Raw genomic sequence first — 26,589 nt, forward strand, 5'->3', positions numbered from 1 at the left:
ATGGATTTATGCGGCCTGCACGAACACCGCCACGGTGCGCGCGGGGACGGTGAACGATCCGTGAGTGGCGTCGAACGTGGACTGCCGGGCCACCGGGTCCGCCGAGGCGGCCTGGATCGGGTGCAGGGCCACCTGCGCACCCCGGTACGCCGGCAGCGTCTGCGTCGTCGCCGTGGCGCCCGCGTTGAACACGACCACCACCGAGCGCCAGTGCCCGTCCAGCCCGCGCGCGTCGAGCACCATCGTGATGACGCCCGGCGTGGCCTGCGTGCCCGAGAGCGGGAAGCTCAGGCGCTGCTGGACCTGCGCCGCCGTGCTCAGCGAGAACACCGGCGAGCTCGACCGGATCCGCGTGAGCTCCTGGAAGCGGGCCGACGCGAGGCCGACCGCCGCGCAGTCCGGCACGAGGGCCGGATCGGCCAGCAGCGGCTGCGCGTACTGCCACTTGTCCTGGTTGTCCGCGGCCGGCGGCAGCCCGGCGCCGAAGCCGTTGCCGTCGGCGCAGTCCCAGCGGATCTGGTTGAACCAGTCGCCGGAGTTGAACGAGTTGCGGTCCAGCGACTTGGAGCGCAGCATGTCCGAGCCCGCGGTGACGAACCCGGTGCCCTGCCCGAGCACGGTCGTGGACAGCGCCAGGACCTGCAGCCGGGCGCGTTGCTCCGCGCTCGTGCCGGCGGGCAGCTTGTACGCCATCGCGTCGTACAGGATCTCGTTGTCGTGCGCGTCGACGTACGTGATCGCCTCGCTCGGCGAGCGCGTGTACCCGGCCGGCGAGCCGTTGTAGTCGACCTGCGCGCCGGTGACCCGGTGCCCGTTGGAGTCGGTGAACTCGTAGGCGGCCAGGTTGCCCGACAGACCCACCTGGATCAGGTCCTGGTAGTGCAACAGGCGGGCGCGCTGCTCGGCGGCGGTGCCGTTGACCGGGTCGCCGTTGGGGTCGGTGTACAGCCCGGTGGCGAAGCCCTGGATGCGCGGGTTGCCGTCGAAGGGCCCGCCGCCGCGGACGGCGTCGCGGAGCCGGTCGTTGAACGTGCCGACGCCGGTGCCGGCCATGTTGGCCTGGGTCGCCTGCACGAACCGGGCGTTGTCGGCGACCTCGCCGAAGTTCCAGCCCTCGCCGTACAACAGGATCTTCTTGCCGTCGACACCGTCCTTGGCCACCGTGAGCTGGTCCAGGGCGGCCCGCACGGCGAGGATGTTGGCCTTCGGGTGGTGCCCCATCAGGTCGAACCGGAAGCCGTCGACCTTGTACTGCTTGGCCCACTGCACGATCGAGTCGACCACGAGCTTGCCCATCATCGCGTTCTCGGGCGCGGTGTTGGCGCAGCACGTGGAGTTGGCGACCGTGCCGTCGTCCAGCAGCCGCTGGTAGTAGCCCGGCACGATCTGGTCGAGCACGGAGTACTGGTCGGTGCCGGCCGCCGTGGTGTGGTTGTAGACCACGTCCATCACCACGCGCAGGCCCGCGTTGTTGAGCCCGGCGACCATCTGGCGGAACTGCGTGATCCGCGGGGTGCCCTGCGGGTCGGTCGCATACGAGCCCTCGGGCGCGTTGTAGTGGAACGGGTCGTAGCCCCAGTTGTAGCCGTCGCGGTCGGCGACCTGCGCGATGCAGGCCTGCTGCTGCGGCGAGTCCGGCGGCAGCGCGGCCAGGTCGCACGGCGGCTGCGCCTGGTCGCCGCGCACCTCGGGGATCGTCGAGATGTCGAAGACCGGCAGCAGGTGCACGTACGACGTGCCGGCCTTGGCCAGGTCCCGCAGGTGCTGCATGCCGGCCGAGCCGGACTGCGTGAACGCCAGGTAGGTGCCGCGCTGCTCGGCCGGCACCGTGGCGTCGGCCATGGAGAAGTCGCGCACCGACAGCTCCTGGATCTGCGGGCGCGCCGGGGCCGGCGGCTTGCGCAGGTCGGACCAGCCGCCCGGGCGCAGGGCCGGATCGGCGAGGTCGACGATCTGGCTGTGCGTGCCGTTGGCCGACAGCGACACCGAGTACGGGTCGGTGACGCTGGCCGTGACGACCGACTTGGTGCTCGGCTGGAAGGCCGTGACGCGGAACTTGTAGTACTGGCCCTTCCACGACTTGTCGCCGGTCACGCTCCAGACGCCGGTGCGCTCGTCGCGGGCCATCGCCACCACGGCCGGGCTCTTGCTCGGGTCCTGGTACAGCTCCAGGCTCAGGTTCTGCGCGGTCGGCGCCCAGACCTTGATCGTCGGGCGCTGCCCGTCGAACGTCGGGCCGAGCTTCACGCTCAGCGCGCCGCCGTAGAGGTCGTCGAGCGCGCCGGCCAGCTGCACGCCGGTCGCCTCGGTGACCTGCCCGGCCGCGTCCCGCTCGACGGCCACGACCTGGCCGCGCAGGGCCGCGGTCAGCGCCGGGCGATCCCCGTCCACGCGGAAGGTCTGGTACGCCCACAAGTGCGGGAACCTGGCCCGCTGCGCCTCGGTGAGGTTGCCCGGCACCGCGCTCATCGCGAGCTTGGTGGCGTTGCCGACGAGCTGGCCGTCGACGACCTTCAGCCCGCCGGCCGGCGCGGACCACAGCTCGTAGCTGTGCCCGTCGGTCGGACCGGCGCGCCACGCCACCGTGTTGCGGTCGATCCAGACCGCCTTCTCCTTGTCGACATCGGTGTCGGGTGTGCCCTGCGCTGGCATCGGCAACAGATACTTCTCCTGCCCGGACAGAATCCACACCTCGTGCCCGACGTTGACCAGGTCGAGCCCCTGGTCGGCCGGCAGGTCCTTGGTGTCGCCCTTGTGGACGATGTAGTTGAGCAGCGTCGCGTTGTCGGCGAGCGGCACGGTGAACTTCACGCCGAACGCGTCGGCGCCCGACGGCATGAGCGGGCTGCCCCACTCGGTCCCGGTCGCGGCGCCGGTCCACACGTGCAGGCCCCAGCCGTCGTAGTCGCCGGCCGGGCGGCGGTAGTGCAGCACGGCGGTGTGCTCGGCCGCGGCGCGGTTGGGGTACACGGTCGCCTCGGTCGAACGGATCCACGCCTCGCCCTGCGTACTGGGCAGCACGGACTGGTCCGGGCCGGGGTCCTTGACGTCGCCCTTGTGCACGATGAAGTTCACCGGCTTAGTCGGGTCGCTCACCGGCACGTGCCAGTACGCGCCGTAGGCGTCGACGCCGTCCGGCGGGCGCGGGTTCGCCCAGTCGGTCCCGGTGCCGGGTGCCAGGCCGTCGCCCCACAGATGCAGCCCCCACCCGGAGTAGTCACCGTCGGGCCGTCCATAGTGGACGGCGACGCTGCCGGTGGCGGCCGCCTGGGAGGTGTAGATGGTCGCATCTCCTTGCTTGAGCCAGATCTCCGGATGCTTCGTCGGGTCGAGCGAACGGTCGGCGGCGACGTCCTTGACGCCGTTCGCGTCGACCACCAGGAAGCCCATGTTGGTGGCCCCCGGCTTCAGCTTGACCCACGCGAAGCGCCCGTACGAGTCCTCTCCGGCAAACGGGGCGCCGTTCGGCCAGGTCATCGCGTCCTGGATGTCGCCCCACGCGTACAGGCTCCAGCCGGTGTAGTCGCCGGCCGGTCGCTGGTAGTGCACGAGCGCATAGTCCGCGGACGCGGCGCTCGGCGGCGTGCCGACCTTCGTCTCGATCTTCGCTTCGGCGGTACGGCCGGACCCGTCGCGAACCACGGCCTTGTACTCGAGCTTCGTGCCGGCCGCGAGCCCGTTGAGGTCGTGGTAGGCGGCGAACGGGGCGGCGCGGTCGGTGCCGAGCAGCTTCCACGGCCCGCCGGCGACGCGGGCGGCGTACGTGACGGTGGACAGCGGGTCGCCGGTGACGTTCGCCCTGACCTCGGCCGGCGTGGTCGGCGCCGGGTCGACCTGCAGCGAGATCGTCGGACGGACGCTCGAGCGCGGGATCGCTCCGCGCGCCTTGAACACGACCGTGCTCAGCGCCGGGATCGTCACCTGCAGCGAGCCGTCGCCGGCAGTCGCGGCGATGGGGCCGGCCGTCGGGTACAGCTGGTCGAACGTGGTCGTCGCCATGGCCGTCTGGATCGTGACCGTCTTGGCGCCCGTGCCGTTGTTGCTCGCGACCACGTACTCGACGCGCTGATCCGGGTCGATGCGCGAGAACGCGAAGACGTTCTGGTCGGCGTACCGCGTGATCTGGATGCCCTGGCGCAGCGCCGGGTTCTGCTGGCGCAGCTTCGCCAGGCTCGCGATCGTGCGATAGATCGGATGATTGACGTCGTAGTTGGCGACGGCGTGCGTGCTGTCCGTGCCGAGCAGGTCGTCGTCGAGGTAGTCGGCGGTCTTGCTGGCGAACATGTCCTGCCGGGCGTCCTTGTCGCCGCCGGGGCCGGTGTAGCCCTGCTCGTCGCCGTAGTACACGACCGGCTGCCCGCGGGTCAGGAACATCAGCTCGTGGCCGAGCTCGTCGCGGCGCAGGTGGGTGCTCGGATCGGTGCCGCCGTTGGCGACGAAGTAGCCGATGCGGCCCATGTCGTGGTTGCCCAGGAACGTGGGCAGGCCCTGTGCGCTGGTGCCGGCCGACGTGTACAGGTCGTCCTGCGCGTACATGTCGGCCAGCTCCTGGCCGGAGCCGCCGCGCGCCACGAAGTCCGACGCCGCCTGCTGGAACGGGAAGTCCAGCGTTGCGGGCAGCCGCCCTTGCCGCACGTACGTCGAGTCGAAGGCCGGGTTGGCGTCGTAGACCTCGCCGAACATGAAGAAGTCGGGCTTGCCGGCCTTGTCCGCGGCGGCCTCGACGCCCTGCGTGAACTGCGGCCAGAACTGCATGTCGACGTGCTTGGCGGTGTCGATGCGGTACCCGTCGATCCCGCTGTCCTTGACCCAGTCCGAGTAGATCTTGGTCATGCCCTGCACGACCTCGGGCCGCTCGGTCCAAAGGTCGTCGAGGCCGAAGAAGTCGCCGTACTCCGCGTTCTCGCCGCTGAACGTCGAGTCGCCCCGGTTGTGGTACATCGTCGGGTCGTTGAGCCACGCCGGCTTCTTGACCGTCTTGTCGGCCTCGCTCGGGAACACCGGGGTGTAGGGGAACGACGAGGCGTCGACCTGCGGGAAGCCGTGCGTGCCGTCGGCGTAGTTGCGGTCGTCGAACTTGTTGCCGTTGAGGTCCTTGTACGGGTAGTCGGTCTTGCTCCGGTACGAGTACTGGTTCTGCGCGTTGCGGATGACGTCCGCGGTGTGGTTCGTGATGACGTCGAGGTAGATCTTGATGCCCCGGTCGTGCGCCTTCTTGGTGAGGACCTTCAGGTCGTCCTTCGTCCCGAAGTGCGGGTCGATCTGCGTGAAGTCGGTGATCCAGTACCCGTGGTAGCCCGCCGAGATGTCGGCCCCGCTGCCCTGCACCGGCCGGTTCTTGAACACCGGCGCCAGCCAGATCGCCGTGGTGCCCAGCCCCTGGATGTAGTCGAGCTTGTTGATGACGCCCTTGAGGTCGCCGCCGTGGTAGAACCCCTTGTCGGTGGGGTCGTAGCCGGTGCTCAGCCGGTCGCCGGACAGCCCGCCGGCGTTGTTGGCCGGGTCACCGTCGGCGAAGCGGTCGGCGAGCACGAAGTAGAACTGCTCGGCGCGCTGCTGCGGCTGCGGCCGGTCCAGCAGGCTCGCGACCGACGGCTCGCCGGCCCACTCCGGCACGCCCTGCACGATCGACGTCGGCCGCTGCGGCACGTCGGGCATCCGTGGGGTGTCTCCCGGCACCGCGGCGATCATGGCCAGGGCGGTAAGTGCGCCTAACGCGATCTTGGTCGACGTGATGGTACTGACGGCAGGCATGGCGGAGCCTTCCTCGAGGACAGCGAGGTCTCTGGCGAGGTGGGCACCGTATCGACCGGCAAAGATCCTTACAAGGCTTGACTTCTGGGTTTTCGAGGTTCCGTCTAGGTCTTGAGGGTTTCGCTGATCGCCTCGCTGATCTGGCGCAACTGCACCATCTGCTCCGGCGTCAGCGGGTCGAACAGGTGGGTGCGCACCGTCTCCACGTGCCCCGGCGCGGCCGCGGCCAGCGCCGCGAACCCGTCGTCGGTCAGGTCGGCGAACTGCCCGCGCTTGTCGTCGTCGCAGTCACGCCGCCGCACCCACCCGCGGCCCTCGAGCTTGGTCACCGCATGGGACAGCCGGCTGCGCGATGACCGGGTCTGGAGAGCGAGCTCGCTCATGCGCAGCGACCTGCCTTCCGACTCCGACAGCACGACGAGAATCTCGTAGTACGCGTGCGGCATCCCGGCGTCGTGCTGCAGCTCGCGATCGAGCCGGTCGATCAGCAGTGTGGTCGCGCTGTAGAAGGCGCGCCAGGCGGCCTGCTCTTCATCGTCGAGCCAGCGGGTCATGGCATTTATTTTTGCACGGTCAGAAAAGTGTCCCGTGCCTCTTGGACGCCGACGCGCGCTCCCGCCTTCCACTACCTTGCGGCGCAAGGTACCCTGTGAGGCATGGAAGCACCCGGCTCGCTGTCGACGGCCCTGCGCCGCGGCACGTTGGAGTTCTGCGTGCTCGCCCTGATGGAGGACGGCGAGCAATACGGTGTGGAGCTGGTCCGCCGCCTGGGCTCCGAGCGCACCCTGACCACGAGCGAGGGCACCCTGTATCCGTTGCTCGCCCGCCTCCGCCGAGCGGGCTGGGTGGAGACAACGTGGCGCGAGTCCCCGAGCGGCCCCCCACGGCGCTACTACGCCCTGACCCGCCAGGGCACCGTGGCACTGCGCCACTTCCGCGAGGAATGGACCGATTTCCGCGACACCGTTGACCGAATTGTCGGAACGAGGCCCGCATGAACACCTACGATGACCTGGTCAGCGACTACTTGCGCGCCGTCGAGCAGGCCATGGCCGGCGTCCCCGCCAACCGGCGCGCCGAACTGCTCGCCGACCTGAGCGAGCACATCGCCGCCAAGCGCGCGGAGCTGTCCCCCGACCGCGAGACCGAGGTCGAGGTCCGCTCGATCCTCGAGCTCCTGGGCGACCCGGAGGACCTGGCCGCCGAGGCCCGCCTGGACGCCGCCGCGGACGCCGCGGACGCCGGGCCACCACCCGCCCCGATCCTGATCGAGCCCAAGAAGCGCTCGGCCGCGGTCCTGTGGGTAGTGATCACGATGGCCGCGGTGGCCACGCTGTGCGGCTTGACCGCCCTACTGGGCATCCTGAGCCTGGCCTTGTTCCGCGCCTGACCAGCAAGCCGCGTGCCCCAGGCCGTCAGCAGCGTTTTCTCTCCACGATCATGGAAAACCGGCCCACCGGAGGGTCGAAACCGCATGATCGTGGAGACAAAAACGCCGGCCGACCTCAACTAGCGCGTGTTCGTCGACGGCGGAACCACGCTTACCGTGTTGGACCTGCGCTCATGCCGCCACGGACCACCGCGACCGCGGGCCGCAGCCCCCGCGGACCAGCCGCCACCCAGCGCACCGCCGACCGACCAGCGACGGACCGGCCGCGAACCCGGCGGGCGCCGGCGGGCGCGGGCGGGCGCGGCTGGACCCGGCGGGCGGGGCGGAGCGGCGGCGGACCTCGCCGGCTGGGGTTAGGGCGCCAGGCGGAAGTCCAGGTCGGGAGTGATCGTCAGGGTGTCCATCTGGGCGCGCTGCAAGCGGCCCGAATAGTCCCAGTTCATCGACTGCCACCGCGTGAACTGGTCCAGGACCCAGACGCCGGACTGGCGGCTGCCGTTGCCGGAGCGGCCGTTGCCGCCGAACGGGAGGTGGGCCTCGGCGCCCGAGGTCGAGTTGTTGATGCTCACCATGCCGGCCCGCGTGCCGCGGCGGAACGTGAAGGCCTTGCGCGGGTCGGTGGTGTAGATGGCGGCCGACAGGCCGTAGCCGGGGGCGTCGGCCAGCGCGATGGCCTCGTCCAGGGTCGCGTAGGTGGTGACGCCGACCAGGGGGCCGAAGGTCTCCTGCTGGAAGATCTTGTCCTCGGGGCGCACGCCGTGGACGAGCACCGGGTGGTAGAAGAGGCCGGCCGCCGGGTCGCCGACGAAGCCGTCGCGCGGGTTGGCCGCCGTGATCCGGCCGGTGCCCGTCGAGCCGGAGACGCGGTGGTGGTCCTCGATCCAGTCGAGGTAGGCCTCGTACCGCTCGGCGAAGCGCTCGCTCATCAACGGGCCGTACAGCACCGACGGGTCGCTCGGGTCGCCGACCGCCGCGCCGCGCACCGCGGACTCCAGGCGGGTGGTGAACTCGGGCAGGACGCTGTCGTGGACGATCAGGGTGCCGAGGGAGGTGCAGCGCTGACCCGCCGTGCCGAAGCCGGCGAACAGGGCGCCGTGCACCGCCAGGTCGAGGTCGGCGTCCTCGGTGATCACCATCGGGTTCTTGCCGCCGAGCTCGAGGCAGGCGCTCTGCAGGTGGCGGCCGGCCAGCTCGCCGATGCGCGCGCCGACCTCCGAGGAGCCGGTGAAGCCGATCTTGTCGATCAGCTGCTCGCGCAGGGCGGCCTCCAGGCCCGCATACGTCGTGGGGCCGTCGGCGTGCACCACGTCGAAGACGCCGTCGGGCACGCCGGCCCGGCGGATCAGCTCGGCGAAGGCGTCGGCGCACGCGGCCGAGTACTCCGCGGGCTTCCACACCACCGCGTTGCCGCACAGCAGGGCGGGCACCAGATACCAGCTCGGGACGGCCACGGGGAAGTTGCCGGCGGTCACGATGGCCGCGACCCCCACCGGCACCCGGAACGTGAACAGCTGCTTGTCGGGCATCTCGCTCGGCACGGTCTGTCCGTAGAGCCGGCGGCCCTCGCCGAGGAAGAAGTCGCAGGTGTCGACGATCTCCTGGACCTCGCCGCGCGCCTCGGTCAGGGTCTTGCCGACCTCGCGGGTCACGAGGGCGGCCAAGGCCTCGAAGTTGGCCTCCACCAGCCGGCCGAGGTTGGACACGACCCGGCCGCGCACCGGAGCGGGCACGTCGGCCCAGGCGCGCTGCGCCTCGCGGGCGGAGCGGCAGGCGGCGACGAACGTGTCGGCGTCGGCGAGCGCGACCTCGGCCACGATGTCGTCGAGCCGGGACGGGTTGAGCGAGGGAACACGGTGGTCGGAGGCGGCGATCGGCCGGCCGCCGACGGTGGAGACGATGAGGCGGGTCATGGGTTCATCTTGGCGCGGGGGTACGACAGTTCGCTCGCGGGTTGGCCTACCTACCGCCGGCTAGGGCAGCTCTGCGGGGTCGAAGGCGAGCTGGCCGCCGAACTGGTCGCGCAGCCGCTCGTCGTAGTAGTCCGCCGTGTCGGACACCCAGTCGCACGCATTGCTCAGCTCGATCGGGTCGAGCGTCGAGGCCAGCAGCTCGACGGCGGCGAACACGCAGTCGTCGCGCCAGAAGAGCCGCACGAAGTTGAGCCGCCCGTTGAGCTCGTTGAGCTCGGCCAGCAGCTCCGGGGACCGGTCGAGCCGGCGCAGCAGCGGCGAGAAGACCCGCACCAGCGGCGGCTCGTTCGCCAGCAGCCGCAGGTACAGCACCGCGGTGCCACTGCGGATCGCCACCGGCGCAGCGACCAGGTCGGTGGGCACCTCCTGGCCGCCGAGATAGTCGGTGAGCAGCCGATGCACCTTCGCCTCTAAGGCGTCGTCTATCGACACGCGTTCACGATACCGGGGGCGTGCACGCCGCCCTCAGCCGCTCTTGCCCGGCCTGCCCGGCGGCAGGAAGCCGCGCCGCCGCGCCTCCTTCACCCAGCGGTGCGCCGTGCTCACCGGCACCCCGTGCTCGTCGGCGAGGTCGCAGGCGGGCCGGGGCGAGGCCTGCGCATACGTGAGATACACGTCGGCGACGTGTCGATAGAACACGTCGGGCCGCCCCCGCGGCCGCGCCGGCCCGGCCGCCGGACGCGTGACGGCGAGCGCGGGCTCGGTCATCTCCCACCCGACGTCCTCGGCGACGGGAGCCGCCACCGGCCGTGGCCGGGTGCTCAGCACGTGCGCGGTGCCGCGAGCGGCCTCCCCGGCGGTCAACTGCGCGTTGGCGGCGGCCTCGATGCGCCCGACGGGGATGGCCCGCAGCAGCTCCGCGCTGGGCGTGCCCTCGATCCGCAGCCCCGTCAGCACCAGACGCCCGCCCGGCCCGACGCCGATGCGCACCAGCACGGTCCCGGCCAGCGGCGGCTCGTCCTGGCGCCATTCGTACCAGTCCCCGTCGACTGGAAAGAGGCGGCCCCGCACGCGGCAAGGCTAGACCACATTTCCTCAAATCAACAATTGCGCCAACCTAGACGTCTAGATACGCTGATTTGGACCCACCAGCCACAGGGCGTTCGGGACCGGGGGGTCGGTCGCGTGCTTGCACGCAGCCGGATAGGCCGGTGGCACCGTCCGCATCGATTACGGGGGAACGGGGCGATGCGGACGGTGGTCGCCGAGCGGACCGTGTACAGGCGCGTTCCGCTCGGCGGCGTCGTCGCAGAGCCGCGGTCGCGGGGTCTCGCCGGGCCCCGCGGCCGCTTCGCCGCCGAGCGCGCCTGACGACTGGGGGAGGAAGGGGCGCGCCGACGGCGACCGGCACGGCGTGCTGCGGGGGCCACGCCGTGCCGGGGCCGAGCGGCCGTGCCCGAGATGCCCGCGAACCCCCGGTCACAACACGTCAGTGCACCGTTCCCGCCGAACCGCTGCCGCGGCGGACCGGTTCGGCACAGGCCAGCAGGCGCCCGTGCGGCAGGAACTCGATCGCCGTCGCCGCGCCTATCTCCGCCATCGGCGTGAACGTGTGATGCAAGCCCGCCAAGGCCTGACCCTCCGCGGACGAGATGAACGCGGGCTCCGCCGTGACCGAAGCCGTGTTGCGCTGCGACGCCCGCGGTGCCGCCACCGCCTCGGGGAGCGTCATGCCCAGGTCCAGGCGGTTCACCAGGATCTGCAGGACCGTCGTGATGATGGTCGAGCCGCCGGGCGAGCCGACGGCCAGGAACGGGCGGCCGTGCTGCAGCACGATCGTCGGGGCCATCGAGCTGCGCGGGCGCTTACCGGGAGCCGGCAGGTTCGGGTCCGGCGCCGTGCCCTGCGTCGGGGTGAAGTTGAAGTCGGTCAGCTCGTTGTTCAGCAGGAAGCCGCGGCCCGGCACGACGATGCCGTTGCCGCCGATCTGCTCGATGGTCAGGGTGTACTCGACCACGTTGCCCCAGCGGTCGGCGACCGTCAGGTTGGTCGTGGACTGGCCCTTGTCGGGAGCTGCGCCGCCCGTCGCCGAGGAGCACGTCGCATAGTGGCCGTCCGGCACGCCGGGAAGCACCGGCTTGGACAGGGCCGCAGCCGGGTCGATCTGGCAGGCGCGCTCGCCGGCGAAGCCGTCCGTCAGCAGGGAATCCAGCACGGGGCGAGGGGTGCCGTCGCCGACGTACCGGTTGCGGTCCGCGAAAGCCAGGGCGCTGGCCTCGAGGTACCGATGGAGGGCCTGTGTCTTGTCCAGACCGCGCAGGTCGGAGCGTTCGAGGATGTTCAGGGCCTCGCCGACCGTCGAGCCGCCCGAGGACGGGGTGGCCATGCCGTAGACGTCGTAGCCGCGGTATGTCATGTGCGTCGGGGCCGGCGAGCGCACGTCGTAGGCGCGCAGGTCGGAGACGGTCATGCCGCCGGGGCGGATCTGGTACTGCCACGGCCGCGACGGACTCGCGGCCAGCGGCGGCCGCTGAACCGTCGTGACGATGTCGCGGCCGATCTCGCCGCCGTAGAAGGCGTCGATGCCGCGCCGGGCGACCAGGTCGTACGTCGCCGCCAGGTCGGGGTTGCGCATGGTGGTGCCGACCGCGGGCGGGGCCCCGCCCGGCAGGTACAGCTTCGCCGTCGGGTCGAACTGGGCGAACGCGGCGGCATTGTCGGAGACCTGCTGGTTGAAGGTGGCGTCCACGGTGAAGCCGTCGCGGGCGACCTTGGCCGCCGGGCCCAGGGCCGACGACAGCGGGCGGGTGCCCCAGCGGCGGGCGGCGGCGTCCCAGGTGGCCAGCGAGCCGGGCACGCCCGCGGACAGGCCGCTGACCCGAGCCTCCTGGAAGGCGTACGGCTGGCCCGTCGCGGGGTTGACGAACGCCGTCTCGCCCATCGAGCGCGGCGCGGTCTCCCGGCCGTCGAGCGTGGACACCCGGCCGGTGCGCGCGTCGTAGTACACGAAGAAGCCGCCGCCGCCGATGCCGGAGGAGAAGGGCTCGGTCACGCCCAGGGTGGCGGCCACGGCGAGCGCGGCGTCGACGGCGTTCCCGCCGTGGCGCAGCACCTCGAGGCCGGCCGCGGTGGCGGTCGGGTCGACGGAGGCGACCGCGCCGCCGTAGCCGGTCGCGGTCGCACCGGACGGCGGCGCAGAGGCACGCGCGCCGGTGCCCACCAGCAACGGGACGACCAGGAACGGAACCACCAGGACAAGTGGGATGAGCCTTCGCACGGGTACCTCCCAGAGGGATCGACGGCGATCGCTCCTCCCTGCCTACCCGCCGGCGGACTCGGGCACAACCCGGAACGTGCGGCGGTAGGCGCTGGGCGCGACGCCGATCGCGCTCTGCAGGTGCTGGCGCAACCCGGCGGCCGTGCCGAGACCGGAACGGCGGGCCACCACCTCGACCGGCAGATCGGTGCTCTCCAGCAGGGCACGGGCGTGGTCTACCCGCTGCTGCAGCAGCCACCGCGCCGGGCTCACCCCGGTCTCGTCACGGAAGCGCCGGGTGAAGGTGCGCACGCTCATCCTCGCGTGCCCGGCCAGGTCCTGCAGGGTCAGGGGCGCATCCAGCCGCTCGATCGCCCAGGTGCGGGTGGCGGCGAGCGAGGCGTCGCTCGGCCGGGAGACCGGGCGCTCGATGTACTGCGCCTGGCCGCCCTCCCGGAACGGCGGCACCACGCTGCGCCGCGCCGCCCGGTTGGCCACCTCGCTGCCGAAGTCGGTGCGCACCACGTGCAGGCACAGGTCGATGCCGGCGCCGACGCCCGCGCTGGTGAGCACGTCGCCGCCGTCGACGAACAGCACGTCCCGATCGAGCTTGACGTGCGGGAACAGCTCGCGGAACCGCTCGGCCCACCACCAGTGCGTGGTCGCCGGGCGGTCGTCGAGCAGGCCGGCGGCGGCCAGCACGAACGCGCCGGTGCAGATCGACATGACGCGGGCGCCGCGGGCGTGCGCGTTGCGCAGCGCCTCGGCCACCGCAGGGTCGAGGCCGCCGTTCTCGACCGGGTCGCCGTAGGAGATGCCGGACACGACGACGGTGTCGGCGCGCTCGGTCAACTCCAGGCCGTGGTCGGGGGTGACCAGGTAGCCGGCCGAGGCGCGCACCGGGCGCCCGCCGGGGCTGCAGACCCGCACGTCGTACTTGCGGTGGCCGTGCTCGTCGCGAGCCGTGCCGAAGATCTGCGTCGGCGTGCCGAGGTCGAACGAGACGACGCCCTCGAGGGCGACGACGGCGACCAGGTGCTGCTCGGTCATGGCCCAATTCTTGCGCACTATGGCTGTCGGGCCACTCGTCCCGAGGTACCGAATCGGATGCAATGATTCCTGTGAAACGACTCCACCCGGCCTGGCTGGTCGCCGCCGTCGCGTTCGTCGCCCTGGTCGGCGCCGCGGGCTTCCGCGCGACGCCGGGCGTGCTCATCCACCCCCTGCACGACGAGTTCGGGTGGTCGCTGGGGACCATCTCACTGGCCGTCTCGATCAACCTGCTGCTCTTCGGCCTCACCGCGCCGTTCGCCGCGGCGCTGATGGAGCGCCTCGGCATCCGCCGGGTGGTGGCCTACGCACTGCTGCTCGTCTCCGCCGGAAGCGGACTGACCGTCTTCATGCGCCACAGCTGGGAGCTCATCGCGACGTGGGGCGTCCTGGTCGGCCTCGGCACCGGCTCGATGGCGCTCGCGTTCGTCGCCACCGTGACCGGCCGCTGGTTCGTCAAGCGCCGCGGCCTGGTGACCGGCGTGCTGACCGCCGGCGGCGCCGCCGGCCAGCTGATCTTCCTGCCGCTGCTGGCCGTCCTGGTGGACGACCACGGCTGGCGCTCGGCCTCGCTGACAGTCGCCGGAGCGGCCCTGGCCGTGGTGCCGCTGGTGCTCTGGCGCCTGCGCGACCACCCGTTCGACCTGGGCGTGACCGCGTACGGCGCGGAGGGCGAGCCGGCACCGCCGCCGGCCCCGACGACGGGCGCCGCGAGGCGGGCGCTGGGCGCGCTGCGCATGGCGTCGAAGACCCCGGCGTTCTGGCTGCTCGCGGGCGGCTTCGCCATCTGCGGCGCGACCACCAACGGCCTGATCGGCACGCACTTCATCCCGGCCGCGCACGACCACGGCATGGCCGAGCCGACCGCGGCGTCGCTGCTCGCGCTCATCGGCCTGTTCGACATCGCCGGGACGATCGCGTCCGGCTGGCTGACCGACCGGATGGACAGCCGGGTCCTGCTGGGCTGGTACTACGCCCTGCGCGGCCTGTCCCTGTTGGTCCTGCCGGTCCTCTTCGCGGCCACGGTCCGCCCCAGCATGCTGGTGTTCATCCTGTTCTACGGCCTGGACTGGGTCGCGACGGTGCCGCCGACCGTGGCCCTGTGCCGCGAGTACTTCGGCGCGAGCGGCCCGGTCGTCTTCGGCTGGGTCTTCGCCAGCCACCAGTTCGGCGCCGCGATCGCCGCGACGGCCACCGGCGTCCTGCGCGACCGCCTCGGCAACTACGACCTGGCCTGGTACATCGCGGGCGGCCTGTCCATCTCCGCCGCGGCGCTGTCGCTGCTGCTGCTGCGCTCCCGCCGCCCGTCGCCGACCCACGCGCCCGCGGTTCCGGTAGCCGCTTAAAGATCCCATGGCTCGGGTCCGCGCAACTGACGACCGTTCTTCCCACGAGGAATCCCGGCGTCCGCGGTGCCAAGAACAAAAGTGCCAAGAACAAAGTGCCAAGAACAAAAAGACGCCCCCGCCGGTGAACACCGGCGGGGGCGACCCTTTTCAGAGCGTTACCACGGCTGAGGGGCCGGGGGCACGACGACCGGCGGGCGGTCGTCGCAGGTGATCGTGTTCGGCAGCTCCCACGACGCCATCCACGGACCCGTGGTGCCGCCGCCGTCGTTGCCGCCCAGGTCGGTCAGGGAGAACTCCGAGCCCGCCGGGGTGAAGTGGAACGAACCGCAGTTGTTCACGCCGACCGCGCCCACGTTGCGGGCGTCGACGTTCTCGAAGGTGGCCGAGCCCGCGACCCGGGCGCTGACGACCGAGGTGCCGGTGCCGTCGACCTTGATGTCCTTGAAGTGGACGTTGGTGATCGAGTACTGGTCCTTCACCGGGAAGTCGACGACCAGCATGATCGCGTTGTAGGTGTTGTCGAGGAAGTTGTCGCCGACGACCTGGACGTTCGCGTCGATGTTGCGCTCGAGCGCGTAGATCCAGATCGCGCCCAGGCCGATGTTCCAGTTGAGCTCGTAGGTCCCGGCCCGGACCGTGGTGTTGTTCGTGACGTTGATCGTGCCGGCGAACGGCTGGGCGCCGAAGCGGGTGCCCAGGTGCAGGCCGCTGCCCTCGCGGATCGGGTCGGCGACGAGGTTGCCGGACACCGTGATGTCCTTGCCGCCGTAGATCGCGATGCCGTTGGCCAGCGTCGGGGTCTGCACGGTGTTGTGGTCGAACGTGTTGTTCGCGTTCTGGGTCGTCTCCGCCCACATCGCCATCGCGTCGTCGCCCGTGTTGCGGAAGAAGCTGTTCGACACGCTCGAGTTGGTGACGCCGAGGTGGAAGTTGACGCCGTCGGCGATCTGGTCGACGACCGTGGTGTTGGTGACCTTGGTGTTGTTCATCGGGCCGTCGAACCACAGGCCCACCTTCGTGTGCTGGATGTACAGCCCATCGATGGTGGAGTCCGACATTGCACCGCCGATGCCGTTGACCTGGTCGGTGTCGATGCGCTCGCGCACGTCACCGATGATCGAGAAGCCCGACAGGTGGACGTTGCGGCTGCCGCCGTCCTGCGAGTACTTGCCGTAGAAGCCGACCCCGGTGTGGATCGACTTGTCGGGCAGGGGCTCGCTCAGGGCGACCTCGTGGCCCTTGATGATCGTGTACCAGGAGCCCGCGCCCTCGACCGTCACGTTGTCGACGACGATGTGGCGGTTGACCTGGTACGTGCCCGGCGGGATGTACACCTTGAGGTGCGTCCACTTCGCGAACGCGATCGCCATGTCGAACGCGTCGGCCGAGTCGCGCTTGCCGGTCGGGTCCGCGCCGAAGAACAGCACGTTGGACGCGACGAGGTTGACCTTGGGCGCGGCGACGAGCTGGGAGTCCAGCAGGTCGATCGCGGTCCAGGCGGCCTTGCTGCCGGCCGGGACCTGCAGCCGGATCTTGTCGCCCGCCTTGTACGTCTTGCCGAGCAGCAGGCGCTGCTCGTCGTAGAAGTGGAACGGGCGGAACGGCTTGCTGATCTGCGGCGTCGGCGTGGTGGCGGCCGGCACGCAGGCGCACTCGGTGATCCACCAGTCGGAGTGCAGCAGGTCGGCGTTGGGGTCGTTGGTGAACGGGTACTGGTTGTACAGCCAGGAGTACTGCGAGGTCAGCGTCATCGTCTGCTTGGACTTGCCGTTGACCGTGACGTCGAGCGGCGCGGTGATGCCGCCGCCGTTCGCAGCGTCCGGGATGCTGTACCGGACGTTGATCGCGTTCGCCGAGCTCGGCAGGGTGAACTCGACGTACTGCCCCGGCGTGAGCTTGACCGCCGACCGGCCGGACGCCTCGGCGGGCAACGTGTACGCCGTGCGATCCGGTCCGATGACCACCCCGTTGGTCTTGGCGTTCTCCGCCTCCTGCTCGGAGAAGCCGACGTTCGCGCCCCGGCCCGCGACGAGCGCGGGGTCCAGGGCGGCTCGCGTGACGACCGGCCCGGCCGCCGTCGCATACGCGGCGGTGCCTCCGGCGACGACGACCCCGAGTCCGACCAGGGCCGCGGTCGCCGCCGCGGACCACCGCGGTGGTGCTGCTGTGGTGCTCCGTGACATCGAATGACTCGTTTCTCTCGGGAGGGCGCACGCCGAGGACGCATCGAGGTGGGCGGACGTCGAGCGGGGCGATTGGGGTGTTGCACCTCGGACGCTCGAGGCGGGGGCGGACGCCGTGAGTGAGGTGACAGTAGGACCGCCGCACCCCCTTGCACAAGGTCTTGCGACTTAATTGCGTGACGCTGCCGCCTTCTTGCACGCCACGATGTCCTATTTATCTAAGCTTGCTGCGAGCCGCGACGCCCGGATCCCTACCGCCGTGCATCTGCGATCCGACCCCGGCGGGGACCGCCCGGCGACGACCGCGAATGCCCGCGGTGGTTGCCGGAACCACCGCGGGCCTCATGGGACAGAACAGCTAGTGCGGGTCGGGTGTGAGCCGGACGCGGCGCAGGAGTTGCGCGTTGGCGGCCACCACGATCGTGGAGGCGGACATGAGGATCGCGCCGATGGCGGGGCTGAGCGTGATGCCGGCCCAGGCGAGCACGCCGGCGGCGAGTGGGATGGCGATGACGTTGTATCCGGCGGCCCAGGCCAGGTTCTGGGTCATCTTGCGGTAGGAGGCGCGGGAGAGCCGGATGACGCCGGTGACGCCGCGAGGGTCCGATGAGGCGAGCACGACGCCGGCCGACTCGATGGCGACGTCGGTGCCGGCGCCGATGGCGATGCCGACGTCGGCGCGGGCCAGGGCGGGCGCGTCGTTGACGCCGTCGCCGACCATGGCCACGGTCAGGCCGCGGGCCTGCAGCTGGGCGACGGCCTGGTCCTTGTCGGCCGGCATGACCTCGGCGAACACCTCGTCCAGGCCGAGATCGGCGGCGACCGCCTCGGCGACCGGCCGGGCGTCACCGGTGATCATGACGATCTTCCGGATGCCCTGTGCACGGAGTTCGGCGATGGCCTGCCGGGCTTCCGGGCGCACCTCGTCCTCCAGCGCCATGGCACCGAGCACCTCGGCGCCGCCGTCGGTGAGCCGGAGCAGGTGCAGGACCGCGGCGCCGCGCCCGGACCACGCGGCAGTCTGCCGGGTGAGGTCGCCGGGCTCCTTCGCGCCGAGCTCGCGCAGGAGGGCGGGGCCGCCGACGGCGTAGCGGGTGCCGTCGATGGTGGCCTGCACGCCCCGCCCGGTCAGTGACCGGAAGTCGCCGGCCCGCACCAGGCTGCCCTGAGCGGCGGCGACGATCGCCTTGGCGAGGGGATGTTCGCTGTCGGCCTCGACCGCGGCGGCGAGGCGCAGGACCTCGTCCTCGCTGGTGCCGTGCGTGCCAGCGGTGCCGGTGACGACGTGAGCGCCGCGGGTGAGGGTGCCGGTCTTGTCGAACAGCACGGCGTCGACGGCGCGCATGCGTTCCAGGGCGAGGCGGTCCTTGACCAGGATGCCGGCCCGGGCCGAGACCGCGGTGGACAAGGCGATCACCAGCGGGATGGCCAGGCCGAGCGCGTGGGGGCAGGCGATGACCAGGACGGTGACGGTGCGGACCACGGACTGGTCGAGGTCACCGAGGGCCCACCAGATGACGAACGTGACGGCCGCCGCGGCGGTGGCGACGTAGAACAGCATCGCTGCGAACCGGTCCGCGAGGACCTGCGCCCGGCCGCTGGACTGCTGGGCCTGCGCGACGAGCCGGCCGATCCCGGCGAGGGCGGTGTCCTCGCCGACGGCGTCGATGCGCACCCGCAGCGCCGAGTCGGTGGCCACCGTCCCCGCCACTACCCGGTCCCCGACCGCGCGGCGGACGGGCCGGGACTCGCCGGTGATCATCGACTCGTCCAGCTCGGCCTCGCCGTCGACGACGCGGCCGTCGGCGGGCACACGGGCGCCCGAGCGCACCAGGACCACGTCGCCGACGCCCAGATCGGCCACCGCAACCGCCGTCACGGACCCGTCGGCGAGGACGCGTTCGGCCTCGTCGGGCAGCAGCGCGGCCAGAGCCGCCAGGGCGCCCTGCGCCTGGCCGATCGCCTTCATCTCCTGCCAGTGACCGAGCAGCATGATGGTGACCAGCGCGGCCAGCTCCCACCAGAAGTCGAGGTCGAACAGGCCGGCGCTGGTGGCCAGCGACGCCACGTAGGCGACGGTGATGGCCATGGAGATGAGCAGCATCATGCCGGGCGCCCGGTCGCGGACCTCCCGCACGCCGCCGACCAGGAACGGCCATCCGCCGTAGAGGAACACGACGGAGCCGAGGACCGGCCCCACCCACGTCACGCCGGGGAAATCGAGCCGGTACCCGAACCAGTCCATGACCATGTCGCTGGTCAGCACCACCGGCGCGGTCAGCGCGAGGCTCAGCCAGAACTTGCGCCGGAACATCTCCGGGTCGTGCCCGGCGTGCTTGTCGTGCCCTTGGTGCGCCGCGTGGCCCTGGTGCCCGCCGTGATGGCCCGCGTTCCCCGGCGGCGCCGTGGCGGCGCCGTGTTCATGGTGGTGGTGGCCGCCGTGGACGTGCATGTTGCTCGTCGTGTCGGACATGGCACTCTCCCTTCACCGCTCCGACGATACCCATATGGGGTATGGCGGCGGCGCTGATCACGTCGCACGCTCGCCACCACCATACCTATACCCCCTAGGGGTATCTAGTCCTGCGTGACGTAGGCAACGTCATCCGCCGGGACGGCGGGCGGCGCGCTCGCCGGGGTGCGCAGGGTCACCGCGGCGAGGACGGCACCGGCGGCGGCGAGCACGGCGGCGCCGGTGAAGGCGGCCGAGTAGCCGCCGGTGAGTGCGGTCAGGTCCCCGAGGCGGTCGGCGCCGGCCGCGGCGGCCACCGCGCTGATCGCGGCGAGGCCGAGCGCGGAGCCGACCTGGTAGCTGGTGTTGACGATGCCGGAGGCGAGGCCGCCCTCCTCGGGCCGGGCGGCGCCGATCGCGGTGCCGAGCGACGGGATGAACGCCAGGGACATGCCCAGCGCGGCGACGAGCGAGGCGGGCAGCACGTCGGCGAGGAAGGTGCCGGTCGGGCGGACGAACGCCAGCCAGCCCAGCCCGGCGGCGAGGACCGCGAGGCCGGCGACGACCATGGCCTTCGGACCGAACCGGGCCGTCGCCCGCGGCGCGATGCCGATCATGCCGGCCATGATGAGGACGGTCATCGGCAACAGCGCCGCGCCGCTGGCGAAGGCGCCGTAGCCCAGGACCTGCTGCAGGTACAGGTTCAGGTAGAACCACATCGGGATCCACGCCGCGCCGAGCAGCAGCTGCGCGACGTTCGCCGCGGCCAGCTGCGGTGCCCGGAAGATCGACAGCCGCACGAGCGGCTGGCGGCGATTGACCTGCACGGCGACGAACCCACCGAGCGCGGCGACCGCCCCGGCCAGCACCAGCCAGGTCTGCGCGGAACCCCACCCGGCCTCCGGCGCCCGGACGACCGCGAACACCGCGGCACCCAGCCCGGCGGTCGCCGTCAGCGCGCCGAGCAGGTCGAGCGAGCCGCGCCGGGCCTTGCCGCCCGGCATGACCGCGGGCACGGCGGCCAGGACGAGCACCGCGATCGGGATGTTGAGGTAGAACACCCACGGCCAGCTCGCGTACTCGGTGATGACGCCGCCGAGGAACACTCCGGCGGTGCCGCCGGCCGGTGCCGCCGCCCCGTACAAAGCGAGGGCCTTGGCCAGCTCCTTCGGTTCGGCGCCGAACAGCGTCATCAGCAGCGCCAGCGCGGCCGGTGCGATGAGCGCCGCGCCGGCGCCCTGCACCGCCCGTGCGGCCAGTTCCACCGCGACGCCTCCGGCGAGCCCGGCGGCGGCCGAGCCGGCCAGCAGGACCGCCCAGCCCAGGGCGAACATCCGGCGGGCCCCGTACAGGTCGGCGAGGCGGCCGCCGAGCAGCAGCAGCCCGCCGAACGCGACCACATAGGCGTTGAACACCCAGGACAGGTTCTGCGCCGAGAACCCCAGATCCTGCCGCATCCGCGGCAGCGCCACGCCGATGATCGACGTGTCCATGATGACCATGAACTGCGCCAGGGCGATGAGGCCGAGCGCCCACCATCGCCGCGATCCAGACGACATCACAACAGACTCCCAACTACCCCCAGGGGGTATCAGATTCGCGTGACGTCAGATATACCCCCAGGGGGTATCGAGGGTCAACCGGCCGGCCTGCCCGCAAGGGCGAGCGGGACCGCGCGAGGGCCGTCCGAGCAGGGCCTTTGTCCGGCCGGTGTGGTGTGCGTCGCGCCGTCGTAGCATCGGGGCGGCCGGTGCGGCGCCGGAAACTGGTCCGGGAGGGTGCGGGTGCAGGGGTTCGGGGAGCTGGAAGCGGCGGTGATGCGGCAGCTGTGGGCGGCGGGCGAGCCCGTCACGGTGCGGCAGGTGCACACCGCGCTCACACGGGAGCGCGACCTGGCGTACACCACGGTCCTCACGGTGATGGACAAGCTGCACCGCAAGGGCTGGCTGCGCCGGGAGCCCCGGGGCCGGGCGCACGTCTATCACGCGGTGACCACCCGCGAGGAGCACGGCGCCGGGCTCATGCGCGAAGCGCTGACCGACAGCGGCGACCGGGAGCAGACCCTGCTGCACTTCCTCGGCCAGATGACCCTGGATGAGGCCGCGGCGCTGCGGTCGGCGCTGAACACCTACGAGCGGAAGATCACCGGGTCGTGAGCACGATCCTGCTCGCCGCCTACGCCGCGGCGCTGGTGCTGGCGGGCGGGCCGAGGCTGGCCCGCGCCCGATGGGTGGCGCGGGCACCCGGGCTGGGCCTGTACGCGTGGCAGATGTGGTGCGCCGCGGTCGTGACCGGTGCGCTGCTGACTGGGATCACCGCGACGCTGCACTGGGACCACACCCACGACCTGGTGTGCCGGGCCTGGCGGGTGTGCCTGGACGCGCTGCTCGGCGCGCACGGCACCGCCGCGCAGGCCCTCGCCGTCGGCGGCGCCGGCCTGCTGGGCGTCCTGGCGGTCCGATTCGCGCTGGCCGGGTGGCGGCTGGCGCGGGCCGAGCGGCGGCAGCGGCGCCGGCTGCGCGGGCTGCTGTCGCTGACCGGCCGGGCGATGCCGGAGCTCGGCGCGACGGTCGTGCCCGCCGCGGAGCCCGCCGCATACCTGCTGCCCGGCGGCGGCGTCCGCGACGTCGTGTTCACCTCGGCGGCCGTGGACCACCTCACCGGCGAGGAACTGCACGCGGTCGCCGCACACGAGCGGGCACACGCCACCGGCCGGCACTACCGCCTCGTCCGCACGGCCCGGCTGCTGGACCGGGCGTTCCCGTGGGCGCCCTGCTTCGCCACCGCCGTGCGGCAGGTGCACCGGCTCGCCGAGCTGCGCGCCGACGACGTCGCCGTGCGCTCCAACCCGCCGATCGTGCTGGCCCGCGCCCTCGTCGCGCTCGCCGAGGCAAACGCCCGGCACACCGGCACCAGGGCGGGCGGGCCGGACGACGCGAGCGCGCTGCTCGGCGCCGACGGCGGGGACGCCACCGAACGGCTGCACCGGCTGCTGCACCGGCCCCGGCCGCTGCCCGCCGCGCTGACCCGCGCCGCCGCCGGCCTGTTCACCCTCCTGCCCCTGATGCCCGTCGCCATCGCGGCACTCCAACGCTCGCCGCTGGCGCCCTAGGCCGCCGCCGACAACGACTATGATCACCGGATTTCGCACCCGATCGCACCGACAAATGGCCGTCTAGCAGCACTTCTGTGCATTCCGGTCACTCGACAATCTCCTACGGTGCGTAGGAGATGGGTTGTGCCGAATGGGAGCGATGCGTAAGGTCAGCTCCGGCCGGGCTTCCGGAGCGCTGATCACCCTGGTCGGCGCCGGCGTCCGGCGCCGCCGAGTCGATGTCGAGCCGGGGACCCAACCGCAGCATCCGGGGTGTATCCGCGTTCCGCGGTAGGGCGACCTTCCCGCCCGAACCCGTCAGCTAACCCGGTAGGCGGTCGAGGGAAGAAGGAGCCTGCCGCACGTGCCGCCACGCCGCCCGCGCCGCGTCCTGACCACCAGCCTCCCCGCGCGCGCCATCGTCGCCGCGCTCACCGCGGTCGCGGTGCTGCTCGCCGGCACCGGGGCGGCCCAGGCCGCTCCGACCCCGGCGGAGCTGGAGGCCCAGATCGACCAGATGTGGAACCAGCTCGAGCCGACGATCGAGCAGTACAACCAGGTCCACACCCAGCTCAAGGACAACCAGGCCAAGGCCGCGGCCCTGCAGCAGCAACTGCAGCCGCTGGAGGCGCAGGTCGACGCCGCCATGGGCAAGATCAGCGACATCGCGGTCCGGCAGTACAAGACCGGCCGGGTCACCGCCATGCAGGTGGTCCTCGGCGGCGACGACCCGACCGACATGCTCGACCAGCTCGTGGTCATCAACGCGATCGCACGCAACGAACGCGCCCAGATCCAGAGCGTGGCCGCCGCCCGGGACAAGCTCGCCGGCGACAAGCAGACCCTGGACGCGCTCATCGCCCAGCAGGCGACCCAGGACGCCGACCTGGCGGCGAAGAAGACCCAGATCGAGGGCAAGCTCGCCGAGCTGCAGAAGCTGCGCCAGCAGGCGTACGGCAGCAGCGGCGCCACCGGCACCCTCAAACCCGTCGCCTGCCCGGTCGAGTACCTCGGCGGCCCCGGCGGCACCGCCGCGAAGAAGGCGTGCGAGCTCATCGGCAAGCCCTACATCTGGGGCGCCGCCGGCCCCAAGGGCTACGACTGCTCGGGGCTGACCATGGCCGCCTGGGCCGCCGCCGGGGTGACGCTGCGGCACTACACCAAGTGGCAGTGGGAGGACGCCAAACCGGTCGCCAAGGCCGACCTGCGCCCCGGCGACCTGGTGTTCTTCTACAGCGACCTGCACCACATGGGCATGTACGTCGGCGGCGGCTGGATGGTCCACGCCCCCACCACCGGCGACTATGTCCGCATGGCCAAGCTCGACGGCCGGCCGATCACCGGCTACCGCCGCCCCGGCTGACCCACGCCCTAGGCGACCTCGGCGGCGGCGAGCACCGCCGCGCAGATGCGCTCCAGGTCGTCGTCGGCGGTGATGTAGGGCGGCATCGTGTACACGAGGTCGCGGAAGGGCCGCAGCCAGACGCCGTGCTCGACGGCCGCCTTCGTGGCGGCGGCCATGTCGACGTCGTGGTCGAGCTGGACGACGCCGATGGCGCCGAGGACCCGCACGTCCAGCACGCCGGCGCGGCCGCGGGCCGGCGCCAGGCCGTGGATCAGGCCGGCCTCGATGCCGGTCACGGTGCCCGCCCAGTCGCCCGAGAGCAGCAGCTCGATCGAGGCGTTCGCGACCGCGGCCGCGAGCGGGTTGCCCATGAACGTCGGGCCGTGCGCCAGCACCGGGGTCTCGCCGCGGCTGATGCCCTGCGCCACCCGCGGGACGCACAGGGTGGCGCCCATGGAGAGGTACCCACCGGTGAGCGCCTTGCCGATGCACATCACGTCGGGCGTGACGCCCGCGTGATCGGCCGCGAACAGCGCGCCGGTGCGCCCGAAGCCGGTCGCGATCTCGTCGAAGACGAGCAGGACGTCGTGCTCGTCGGCGAGCTCGCGCAGGGCGTTGAGGTAGCGCGGGCTGTGGAAGCGCATGCCGCCGGCGCCCTGCACGACGGGCTCGACGATGATCCCGGCGACCTCGTCGCGGTGGCGGCGCAGCGTCTCGTCCAGCTCGGCGACGTACGCGGGGTCGTACTCGACCGGGGGCATGGGCACGAACAGCTGCTCGGGCAGCACGCCGCGCCAGAGGCTGTGCATCCCGCCGTCGGGGTCGGTCACCGACATGGGGTGGAAGGTGTCGCCGTGGTAGCCGCCGCGCCAGGTCAGCATCCGGCGCTTCGCGGGACGGCCCAGCGATCGGTGGTACTGCAGGCACATCTTGATCGCGACCTCGACCGACACCGACCCGGAGTCGCAGAAGAAGACGTGCCGCAGCGGGCCGGGCGTGATGTCGACGAGGGTCCTGGCGAGGCGCACGGCGGGCTCGTGCGTCAGGCCGCCGAACATGACGTGGCTCATGCGCCCGACCTGCTCGCGCACGGCGGCGTCGAGGGCCGGGTGGGCGTACCCGTGAATCGCCGCCCACCACGAGGACATCCCGTCGACGAGCTCCCCGCCGTCGGCCAGCCGCAGCCGCACGCCCGACGCCGACGAGACCACCAGCGGGCGCTGGGTCGCCGGCATCGGCGCGTACGGGTGCCAGACGTGCTCACGGTCGAGCGCGATCAGCTCGTCGGGGTCCATGGCCCGACGATATGCCGATCTCCGCCCGCCTTTAGGGCTGCGTGATGTTCACCATCCACTGGATGCCGAACTGGTCGGTGCAGGAGCCGAACTCGTCGCCCCACATCTGCTTCTCCAGCGGCATGGAGACCTTGCCGCTGCCGGACAGCTTGTCCCAGTAGCCGCGCAGTTCGATGCCGTCGTCGCCGCTCAGGCTGATCGTGATGTGGTCGCCGGGGGTCAGCGTCATGTTGGCCGGCGTGTCCGAGGCCATGATCGTGTAGCCGCTCGGCGTCTCCAGCTGGGCGTGCATGATCTGGTCGGCCATGCTCGAGTCGTCCGAGCCGAACTCTCCGAACGTGTTCATCCGCAGCTCCCCGCCGAACACGTTCCGGTAGAACTCCATCGCCTGCCGGGCGTTGCCGCGGAAGTTGATGTACGGGTTGAGCCTCGTGGTCACAGCAAACTCCCTTGGTCGTGTGACGTGCGCGATAGCCCGAGCCTAGTGCGCCGCAACGGCCCGTGAGGGAAGGTTCACTCGCCCGATGCGGCCAGCGCGTCGCCGAGCGGGGTGCGCCGGTAGAGCACCGAGCGGCCGGCTCGCGCCGAGCGGACGAGGCCGGCGCGGCGCAGCACCGCGAGGTGGTCGCCCACGGCGCCGACGGCCAGGCCGAGGCTCGCCGCCAGCTGCGTGGTGCTCGCCGGGCTGTCCAGCGCGAGCAGCAGCCGGGCGCGGGAGCGGCCGACCAGCTCGGCCAGCGCACCGCCGCCGGTCGGGGGCTCCCACAGCGCGGCGACCCCGCGCGCCGGGTAGACCAGGGCCCGCCGCCACGGCGGGTCGAAGAACGCGCCGACGCCGGGCCAGATCAGCACCGACGGCACGAGCAGCAGGCCCGCGCCGTCGGACGGGACCGTCCGGGCGGCCGCGCCCGCGTCGCGCGGCGGGTCGAGCTCGAGGGCGCCGTCGTGCCAGCGCAGGTCGCGGTGCAGGCCGTCGAACGCGGCCGCCCAGCCGCCGGCGCCGAGGCGGCCGGCACGGTGCACCACGTCGGTCTCGCAGATCGCGCGCAGCTGGGGCCAGTCGGGTGCCAGCAGGGCCGACCAGGCCTGCTCCAGGGCCGTGGCCAGCCGTTCGACGACGTCGGCGGCGGACAGCACTCGATGTACCGAATCCGGAACCCTGGGGCCCTGGGCCAGGGCCCGCGCGATCTCCCGGCGGGCCACGGGCAGCGGCGTCGCCCGGACGGCCTCGAGGTCCGCCGCGATGCTCTGCTGCATCCCCAGCGGCGGCGGGCCGACGAAGTCGGCGCCGTACCGGGCGGTGTGCAGCGCCACGACCGCCTCGACGTCGGTCTCGGCCCGCAGCCGCTCGTACGCCGGGCGCAGCCGCGCGAACGGGCCGAGCGGCGACAGGCCCGCAAGGCGACGCAGCAGGCTGCCGAGCTCGAAGAGCGGCGACACCCCGAAGCGCGTGTGCAAAAGGTCGGCGGCGTCGACCTCCAGCCGGAGCATGCCCTCGACCTTACGTCGAG

General features: G+C 72.0%; 19 protein-coding genes and 1 riboswitch. Of the genes, 6 read left to right on the forward strand and 13 right to left on the reverse strand.

Translation table 11 applies throughout. The features are described 5' to 3' along the window. Nucleotides 1-6: 6 nt before the first annotated feature. Both pulA and ABD901_RS42300 read right to left on the reverse strand, forming a co-directional pair. Entirely contained in the window at nucleotides 7-5,754 is a 5,748-nt protein-coding gene (gene pulA / locus ABD901_RS42295; RefSeq protein ID WP_345136464.1) for a pullulanase-type alpha-1,6-glucosidase, read from the reverse strand. A 104-nt stretch (nucleotides 5,755-5,858) separates the two neighbouring features. Beyond that, entirely contained in the window at nucleotides 5,859-6,308 is a 450-nt protein-coding gene (locus tag ABD901_RS42300; protein ID WP_345136467.1) for a MarR family winged helix-turn-helix transcriptional regulator, read from the reverse strand. Between the two features lie 102 nt (nucleotides 6,309-6,410). Here ABD901_RS42300 and ABD901_RS42305 point away from each other — a divergent pair, with 102 nt between their 5' ends. Further along, the gene (locus ABD901_RS42305) at nucleotides 6,411-6,752 is read left to right on the forward strand and encodes a PadR family transcriptional regulator (RefSeq protein ID WP_345136470.1); all 342 of its coding nucleotides are present in this window, start codon (nucleotides 6,411-6,413) and stop codon (nucleotides 6,750-6,752) included. After that, the gene (locus ABD901_RS42310) at nucleotides 6,749-7,144 is read left to right on the forward strand and encodes an HAAS signaling domain-containing protein (RefSeq protein ID WP_345136473.1); all 396 of its coding nucleotides are present in this window, start codon (nucleotides 6,749-6,751) and stop codon (nucleotides 7,142-7,144) included. The genes ABD901_RS42305 and ABD901_RS42310 overlap by 4 nt, the downstream gene beginning before the upstream one ends. A gap of 353 nt (nucleotides 7,145-7,497) precedes the next feature. Here the strand turns inward: ABD901_RS42310 and ABD901_RS42315 are convergent, their stop codons facing one another. The 5 genes from ABD901_RS42315 to ABD901_RS42335 form a co-directional block, all read right to left on the reverse strand. Next, nucleotides 7,498-9,054 (reverse strand): aldehyde dehydrogenase family protein, encoded by a 1,557-nt coding sequence (locus ABD901_RS42315; RefSeq protein ID WP_345136479.1) that lies wholly within the window; start codon nucleotides 9,052-9,054, stop codon nucleotides 7,498-7,500. Nucleotides 9,055-9,114: 60 nt separating this feature from the next. After that, entirely contained in the window at nucleotides 9,115-9,546 is a 432-nt protein-coding gene (locus tag ABD901_RS42320; RefSeq protein WP_345136481.1) for a T3SS (YopN, CesT) and YbjN peptide-binding chaperone 1, read from the reverse strand. Nucleotides 9,547-9,579: 33 nt separating this feature from the next. Next, nucleotides 9,580-10,125 (reverse strand): hypothetical protein, encoded by a 546-nt coding sequence (locus tag ABD901_RS42325; protein WP_345136483.1) that lies wholly within the window; start codon nucleotides 10,123-10,125, stop codon nucleotides 9,580-9,582. Nucleotides 10,126-10,543: 418 nt separating this feature from the next. Next, on the reverse strand, nucleotides 10,544-12,304 hold the full coding sequence (ggt, locus tag ABD901_RS42330) for a gamma-glutamyltransferase (protein ID WP_380139893.1): 1,761 nt from the start codon (nucleotides 12,302-12,304) through the stop codon (nucleotides 10,544-10,546). A 69-nt stretch (nucleotides 12,305-12,373) separates the two neighbouring features. Continuing rightward, complete coding sequence (locus tag ABD901_RS42335; protein ID WP_345136484.1) at nucleotides 12,374-13,360, reverse strand: GlxA family transcriptional regulator; 987 nt, start codon at nucleotides 13,358-13,360, stop codon at nucleotides 12,374-12,376. 62 nt (nucleotides 13,361-13,422) lie between these two features. Between ABD901_RS42335 and ABD901_RS42340 the strand changes: the two genes are divergently transcribed. Next, on the forward strand, nucleotides 13,423-14,706 hold the full coding sequence (locus ABD901_RS42340) for an MFS transporter (protein ID WP_345136486.1): 1,284 nt from the start codon (nucleotides 13,423-13,425) through the stop codon (nucleotides 14,704-14,706). A gap of 158 nt (nucleotides 14,707-14,864) precedes the next feature. Here ABD901_RS42340 and ABD901_RS42345 read toward each other — a convergent pair whose 3' ends face one another. The 3 genes from ABD901_RS42345 to ABD901_RS42355 all read right to left on the reverse strand — a co-directional run bounded on the left by ABD901_RS42345 (nucleotide 14,865) and on the right by ABD901_RS42355 (nucleotide 20,903). Then, nucleotides 14,865-16,892, reverse strand: a complete 2,028-nt coding sequence (locus ABD901_RS42345) for a glycosyl hydrolase family 28-related protein (protein ID WP_345136488.1) — start codon at nucleotides 16,890-16,892, stop codon at nucleotides 14,865-14,867. Nucleotides 16,893-17,250: 358 nt separating this feature from the next. Beyond that, on the reverse strand, nucleotides 17,251-19,365 hold the full coding sequence (locus ABD901_RS42350) for a copper-translocating P-type ATPase (protein WP_380137686.1): 2,115 nt from the start codon (nucleotides 19,363-19,365) through the stop codon (nucleotides 17,251-17,253). 104 nt (nucleotides 19,366-19,469) lie between these two features. Beyond that, nucleotides 19,470-20,903, reverse strand: coding sequence for an MFS transporter (locus ABD901_RS42355; RefSeq protein WP_345136490.1), 1,434 nt, complete (start codon nucleotides 20,901-20,903; stop codon nucleotides 19,470-19,472). Nucleotides 20,904-21,128: 225 nt separating this feature from the next. Here ABD901_RS42355 and ABD901_RS42360 point away from each other — a divergent pair, with 225 nt between their 5' ends. The 3 genes from ABD901_RS42360 (at nucleotide 21,129) to ABD901_RS42370 (ending at nucleotide 23,801) form a co-directional block, all read left to right on the forward strand. Further along, on the forward strand, nucleotides 21,129-21,500 hold the full coding sequence (locus ABD901_RS42360) for a BlaI/MecI/CopY family transcriptional regulator (RefSeq protein WP_345136492.1): 372 nt from the start codon (nucleotides 21,129-21,131) through the stop codon (nucleotides 21,498-21,500). Beyond that, nucleotides 21,497-22,456, forward strand: coding sequence for a M56 family metallopeptidase (locus ABD901_RS42365; protein ID WP_345136494.1), 960 nt, complete (start codon nucleotides 21,497-21,499; stop codon nucleotides 22,454-22,456). The genes ABD901_RS42360 and ABD901_RS42365 overlap by 4 nt, the downstream gene beginning before the upstream one ends. Nucleotides 22,457-22,657: 201 nt before the next feature. Continuing rightward, nucleotides 22,658-22,790: riboswitch (cyclic di-AMP (ydaO/yuaA leader) on the forward strand. A gap of 12 nt (nucleotides 22,791-22,802) precedes the next feature. After that, entirely contained in the window at nucleotides 22,803-23,801 is a 999-nt protein-coding gene (locus tag ABD901_RS42370) for a C40 family peptidase (RefSeq protein WP_345136496.1), read from the forward strand. Nucleotides 23,802-23,809: 8 nt separating this feature from the next. On the opposite strand, the gene ABD901_RS42375 is transcribed toward ABD901_RS42370, so the two are convergent. The 3 genes from ABD901_RS42375 to ABD901_RS42385 all read right to left on the reverse strand — a co-directional run bounded on the left by ABD901_RS42375 (nucleotide 23,810) and on the right by ABD901_RS42385 (nucleotide 26,569). Beyond that, nucleotides 23,810-25,078 (reverse strand): adenosylmethionine--8-amino-7-oxononanoate transaminase, encoded by a 1,269-nt coding sequence (locus ABD901_RS42375; RefSeq protein WP_345136498.1) that lies wholly within the window; start codon nucleotides 25,076-25,078, stop codon nucleotides 23,810-23,812. Nucleotides 25,079-25,109: 31 nt separating this feature from the next. Further along, the gene (locus ABD901_RS42380) at nucleotides 25,110-25,517 is read right to left on the reverse strand and encodes a VOC family protein (RefSeq protein ID WP_345136500.1); all 408 of its coding nucleotides are present in this window, start codon (nucleotides 25,515-25,517) and stop codon (nucleotides 25,110-25,112) included. A 74-nt stretch (nucleotides 25,518-25,591) separates the two neighbouring features. Continuing rightward, nucleotides 25,592-26,569: a DUF5937 family protein gene (locus tag ABD901_RS42385; RefSeq protein ID WP_345136502.1), complete on the reverse strand. Its 978-nt coding sequence runs from the start codon at nucleotides 26,567-26,569 to the stop codon at nucleotides 25,592-25,594. Nucleotides 26,570-26,589: the final 20 nt, after the last annotated feature.

The sequence above is a fragment of the Dactylosporangium darangshiense genome, assembly GCF_039537565.1.
Taxonomy (GTDB): domain Bacteria; phylum Actinomycetota; class Actinomycetes; order Mycobacteriales; family Micromonosporaceae; genus Dactylosporangium; species Dactylosporangium darangshiense.

Bases quoted from the DNA above. Each gene is read 5' to 3' on its own strand.
- pulA (WP_345136464.1), bottom strand. From the start codon at position 5,754: ATGCCTGCCGTCAGTACCATCACGTCGACCAAGATCGCGTTAGGCGCA.
- ABD901_RS42300 (WP_345136467.1), bottom strand. From the start codon at position 6,308: ATGACCCGCTGGCTCGACGATGAAGAGCAGGCCGCCTGGCGCGCCTTC.
- ABD901_RS42305 (WP_345136470.1), top strand. From the start codon at position 6,411: ATGGAAGCACCCGGCTCGCTGTCGACGGCCCTGCGCCGCGGCACGTTG.
- ABD901_RS42310 (WP_345136473.1), top strand. From the start codon at position 6,749: ATGAACACCTACGATGACCTGGTCAGCGACTACTTGCGCGCCGTCGAG.
- ABD901_RS42315 (WP_345136479.1), bottom strand. From the start codon at position 9,054: ATGACCCGCCTCATCGTCTCCACCGTCGGCGGCCGGCCGATCGCCGCC.
- ABD901_RS42335 (WP_345136484.1), bottom strand. From the start codon at position 13,360: ATGACCGAGCAGCACCTGGTCGCCGTCGTCGCCCTCGAGGGCGTCGTC.
- ABD901_RS42340 (WP_345136486.1), top strand. From the start codon at position 13,423: ATGATTCCTGTGAAACGACTCCACCCGGCCTGGCTGGTCGCCGCCGTC.
- ABD901_RS42345 (WP_345136488.1), bottom strand. From the start codon at position 16,892: ATGTCACGGAGCACCACAGCAGCACCACCGCGGTGGTCCGCGGCGGCG.
- ABD901_RS42350 (WP_380137686.1), bottom strand. From the start codon at position 19,365: ATGTCCGACACGACGAGCAACATGCACGTCCACGGCGGCCACCACCAC.
- ABD901_RS42355 (WP_345136490.1), bottom strand. From the start codon at position 20,903: ATGTCGTCTGGATCGCGGCGATGGTGGGCGCTCGGCCTCATCGCCCTG.
- ABD901_RS42375 (WP_345136498.1), bottom strand. From the start codon at position 25,078: ATGGACCCCGACGAGCTGATCGCGCTCGACCGTGAGCACGTCTGGCAC.
- ABD901_RS42385 (WP_345136502.1), bottom strand. From the start codon at position 26,569: ATGCTCCGGCTGGAGGTCGACGCCGCCGACCTTTTGCACACGCGCTTC.